2 protein-coding genes are annotated in these 4,585 nt (G+C 71.0%); one reads left to right on the top strand and one right to left on the bottom strand.

What is annotated here, in order from left to right:
- On the bottom strand, positions 1 to 2,111 hold a 2,111-nt coding region (locus IJH84_RS19305; protein ID WP_295147069.1), incomplete at its 3' end, for an AAA family ATPase.
- A gap of 166 nt (positions 2,112 to 2,277) precedes the next feature.
- Between IJH84_RS19305 and IJH84_RS19300 the strand changes: the two genes are divergently transcribed.
- Positions 2,278 to 4,585: Tex family protein (locus IJH84_RS19300; protein WP_295147066.1), on the top strand; the 2,308-nt coding region annotated here is incomplete at its 3' end.

The following is a 4,585-nucleotide window of genomic DNA, read 5'->3' as shown; positions in this document are numbered from 1 at the left end:
CGGGCCGGTTCCGGGCGGCCGATGCCTTCCTCCAGCACGTAGGCGAACAGCTCCTCGAGGGTCCACTCCGCTCCCCGCGCGTAGGCCGCCTGGAGCTCCTGCCCGCCCAGTGCTTGCCGCGCCCAGGCGAGGGCGGCGGCGTTGTAGTCGTCGAAGTAGGTCGAATCGCCCATCCGGCCACCGCTGATCCGGCGCAGCGCGTCCGCGGCCCCGGCCAGGTGCGCGGTGCGGTGCGGCTGGTCGGCCGCGGTGGTGCACCACGACAGCACGTCCAGGTAGACCGCCAGCCCGTTGAGGTCCCGCGCCGAGCGGTTCAACCGGACGGCTTGCTGCACCAGCAACGCCGCCTCCCGGTGATCACCGGCGAGCCAGCGGTGCAGCGCCACCACCCACAACGCGTAGCACTTGGTCCACGTCGCGCCGCTGCTCTCGCACAACCGCAGGCATTCCACCGCGGCGGTCGCGCCCCGCGGATCGCCCGAGACGAAGGCGACGCTGGAGAGCAGGATCATCGCATTGACGTAGCCGAACGCATCGCCGTCCACCTTCTCCGCGGCCGCGGCCTGCTCCAGCAAGTCGGCGGCCTCCCGCATCCGTCCCTCGGACATCGCCACCATGCCGTGCACCATGCCGATCCGGGTGCGCAGTGCCGTTCTGCCGAGCTCGTCAGCGATCTCGTCCGCAGTGGCCAGCGAACTGCGGGCCACGTCCAGCTCCCCCAGGTGCAGGCCCACGAATGCAGCGGTGGACAGACCGACCGCTCGGGGTCCGGTCCGCTCGGTGAGCAGCTCCAGCGAACGCCGCAACCACCCGTAGCCCTCGCGCAACGCGTTCCCGGAGAACCAGTACGGCCACAGCAGTACGGAAGTCCACACCGCCATCTCCGCCCATTCCGGCTCGCGCAGATCCGCGGCCAGCACTTGGCGGATGTTCGGGTGAATCCGGATCATGTGCTGGATCCACTCGAGTTGCTGCGGGCCGAACTGCTCGGCGCTGTAGCGCTCGGCCAGCCGGTGGAAGCAGTCCCGGTGCCGCCCCCGCAGCGAATCCTCCTCGCCCGCCATGCGCAGCTGGGACAGGCCGTATTCCCGGATGTTGTCGAACATGCGGTAGTAGGCGCGGCCCTCGTGCTCCTCGCGCAACACGATCGACTTGGTGACCAGCACGTCGAGCAGCTCCGCGACCCGGTGGGCGGACAACCGCCCGAAGGCGCAGACCTCCTGGGCCGCGGCGCTGTCGAAGCCGCCGATGAAAACGGCCAGGCGCGCCCACAGCAGCTGCTCGTCGGCGGTGCACAACCCGAAGCTCCAGCCGATCGACTCCGCCAGGGCGTCGTTGCGGGAGGAATCATCGCCGCTGGTCAGCAGGCTGAACCGATCGTCGAGCCTGCGCAGCACCTCGCGCGGGGAGCAGTCGGCCAGCTGCGCCGCGGCCAGTTCGATCGCCAGCGGCATCCCGTCCAGCCTGCGGCAGATCCGCACCACCGTGTCCCGGTTGTGCTCGTCGAGCGCGAACCCGGGCTGCACCGCCGCGGCGCGATCGACGAACAGGCGGATCGCGTCGGCGAACACGTCGCCGTGCACCGAGGCCGGCGTGGAACCGCCCTGCGGCACCGAAAGCGGCGCGACCGGCAGCACCCGCTCACCCGCCACGCCGAGCGGCTCGCGGCTGGTCACCAGCAAACGCACTTCGGAGGGCACCGCCAGCACGTTGCGCACGAATCGGGCGGTGGCCTGCAAGACGTGGTCGCAATCGTCCAGGATCAGCAGCAGCCGGGTGTCCTTGAGCCCTTCGAGCAGGTCGGCGGTGGGATCGCCCGCTTTCGGGCGCAGTCCGAACACGGCCGCGACCGTCTGCGGCACCAGCTCGGGGTCCTGCAACGCGGCCAGGTCGACCCGCCGCACACCGTCCGGGAACGCGCGGCGGACCTTGCGGGCCAGCCGCAGCGCCAGCCGGCTCTTGCCGACGCCGCCGGGGCCGGTCAGCGTCACCAGCCGCCCGAAGTACATCTGCCTGCGGGCTTCGGCGAGTTCGCGGAGCCTGCCGACGAAGCTCCCGGGCTCGGGCGGGAGTCCGCTGATCGAGCCGCCCGCGGTGGTTGCCGACTCCATGCCCACCTCCCTCGATGAGGATATTCCGCAGGTCACAGCCGCACTCGCGCGCGAGGACGGCACTGCGACCGACACGCCGACGTGTGTCCCGGGCAGGCGGATTCGCGCGGTCGGGCAGAATGCCGCCGACGACCCCGCGACGATCAGGAAGGGTCGGTTGGAAATCGTGACGACGGCTGTGCATCAACGGATCGCCGAGGAGCTCGGCGTGCAGGAGCGGCAGGTGGACGCTGCCGTGAACCTGCTCGACGGCGGCGCCACGGTGCCGTTCGTCGCCCGCTACCGCAAGGAGATCACCGGGGCGCTCGACGACGTGCAGCTGCGCACGCTCGAAGAACGGCTGCGGTACCTGCGGGAGCTCGAAGAGCGCCGGAACACCGTGCTGGAGTCGATCGACTCGCAGGGCAAGCTGGACGACGAGCTGCGCGCGCGGGTGCTGGCCGCCGACTCGAAGGCCCGGCTGGAGGACATCTACCTGCCCTACAAGCCGAAGCGGCGCACCAAGGGCCAGATCGCCCGCGAGGCCGGTCTGGAGCCGCTGGCCGACCTGCTGCTGTCGGACCCGCAGCAGGACCCGCAGACCCGCGCCGCCGAGTACGTCGACGCGGACAACGGGGTCGCCGACGCCGACGCCGCTCTCGAAGGCGCCCGCGCGATCCTGGTCGAACGCTTCTCCGAGGACGCCGACCTGGTCGGCGAGCTGCGCGAGAAGATGTGGCAGCAGGGCCGGGTGAGCTCCCGGGTGCGGGAGGGCAAGCAGGAGGAGGGCGCGAAGTTCGCCGACTACTTCGAGTTCGGCGAACCGTTCACCGCGCTGCCGTCGCACCGGATCCTGGCGCTGCTGCGCGGGGAGAAGGAAGAGGTGCTGGACCTGTCGCTGGAGCCGGACGACGGCTCCGAGCCGGACGGTCCCAGCGAGTACGAACGCGCTATCGCCGCCCGCTTCGGCATCACCGACGCGGGGCGGCCCGCGGACCGCTGGCTGAACGACGTGGTGCGCTGGGCTTGGCGCACCCGCGTGCTGACCCACCTGGGCATCGACCTGCGGCTGCGGCTGCGGCAGAACGCCGAGGAAGAAGCGGTTCGGGTGTTCGCCGCGAACCTGCGGGACCTGCTGCTGGCCGCGCCCGCGGGCACCCGCGCCACGATGGGCCTGGACCCCGGCTACCGCACCGGCGTGAAGGTCGCCGTCGTCGACGGCACCGGCAAGCTGGTCGCCACCGACACGATCTACCCGCACAAGCCGCAGCAGCGCTGGGACCAGGCGATCGACACGCTGGCGCGGCTGGCGCGGGAACACGACGTCGAGCTGGTCGCGATCGGCAACGGCACCGCGTCCCGGGAGACCGACAAGCTCGCCGGGGAGCTGATCAAGCGGCACACCGAGCTGAAGCTGACCAAGATCTCGGTGTCCGAGGCGGGCGCCTCGGTGTATTCCGCCTCCAGCTACGCCTCCCGCGAGCTGCCCGAGCTGGATGTGTCGCTGCGCGGGGCGGTGTCCATCGCGCGGCGGCTGCAGGACCCGCTGGCGGAACTGGTCAAGATCGACCCGAAGTCGATCGGGGTGGGCCAGTACCAGCACGACGTGACCGAGTCGAAGCTGTCGCGCTCGCTGGACGCGGTGGTGGAGGACTGCGTGAACGCGGTCGGCGTGGACGTCAACACCGCATCCGCACCGCTGCTGACCAGGGTTTCCGGCATCGGCGCGGGGCTGGCGGAGAACATCATCGCGCACCGCGACGACATCGGGCCGTTCCACTCCCGGCAGGGGCTCAAGGACGTGGCGCGGCTCGGGCCGAAGGCGTTCGAGCAGTGCGCGGGCTTCCTGCGCATCCCCGGCGGGGACGATCCGCTGGACTCCTCCAGCGTGCACCCGGAGTCCTACCCGGTGGTGCGGCGGATCCTCGAATCGACCGGTGACGACCTGGGATCGCTGATCGGCAACACGAAGGTGCTGCGGGGCCTCGCACCGGCCGAGTTCGTCGACGACTCCGTCGGGTTGCCGACCGTCACCGACATCCTCGCCGAACTGGAGAAGCCCGGGCGCGACCCGCGGCCGACGTTCCAGACCGCCACGTTCGCCGAAGGCGTGGAGAAGGTCACCGACATCGAACCGGGCATGCGGCTGGAAGGCGTGGTCACCAACGTGGCCGCGTTCGGCGCGTTCGTCGACGTGGGCGTGCACCAGGACGGCCTGGTGCACGTTTCGGCGATGTCGAAGAACTTCGTCAACGACCCGCACGACGTGGTCAAGTCCGGTGACGTGGTGACGGTGAAGGTGCTGGACGTGGACGTGCAGCGGAAGCGGATCTCGCTGACGCTGCGGCTCGACGACGACGTCACCGGCGGCGGACGCGGTGGCGACCGCGGTGCTGACAAGGCGAAGGGCGGCGACCGCGCCAAGGCCAAGGACGGCGGGCGCGCCAAGGGCAAGGACGGCGGTCAAGGCCGCGGCGGCGAGCAGAACCGCCCTG

Source organism: Saccharopolyspora sp., from assembly GCF_017434145.1.
GTDB classification, from domain to species: domain Bacteria; phylum Actinomycetota; class Actinomycetes; order Mycobacteriales; family Pseudonocardiaceae; genus Saccharopolyspora_C; species Saccharopolyspora_C galaxeae.
The sequence above is the reverse complement of the archived record's forward strand: the minus strand, read 5'-3'. Positions and strand labels throughout refer to the sequence as shown.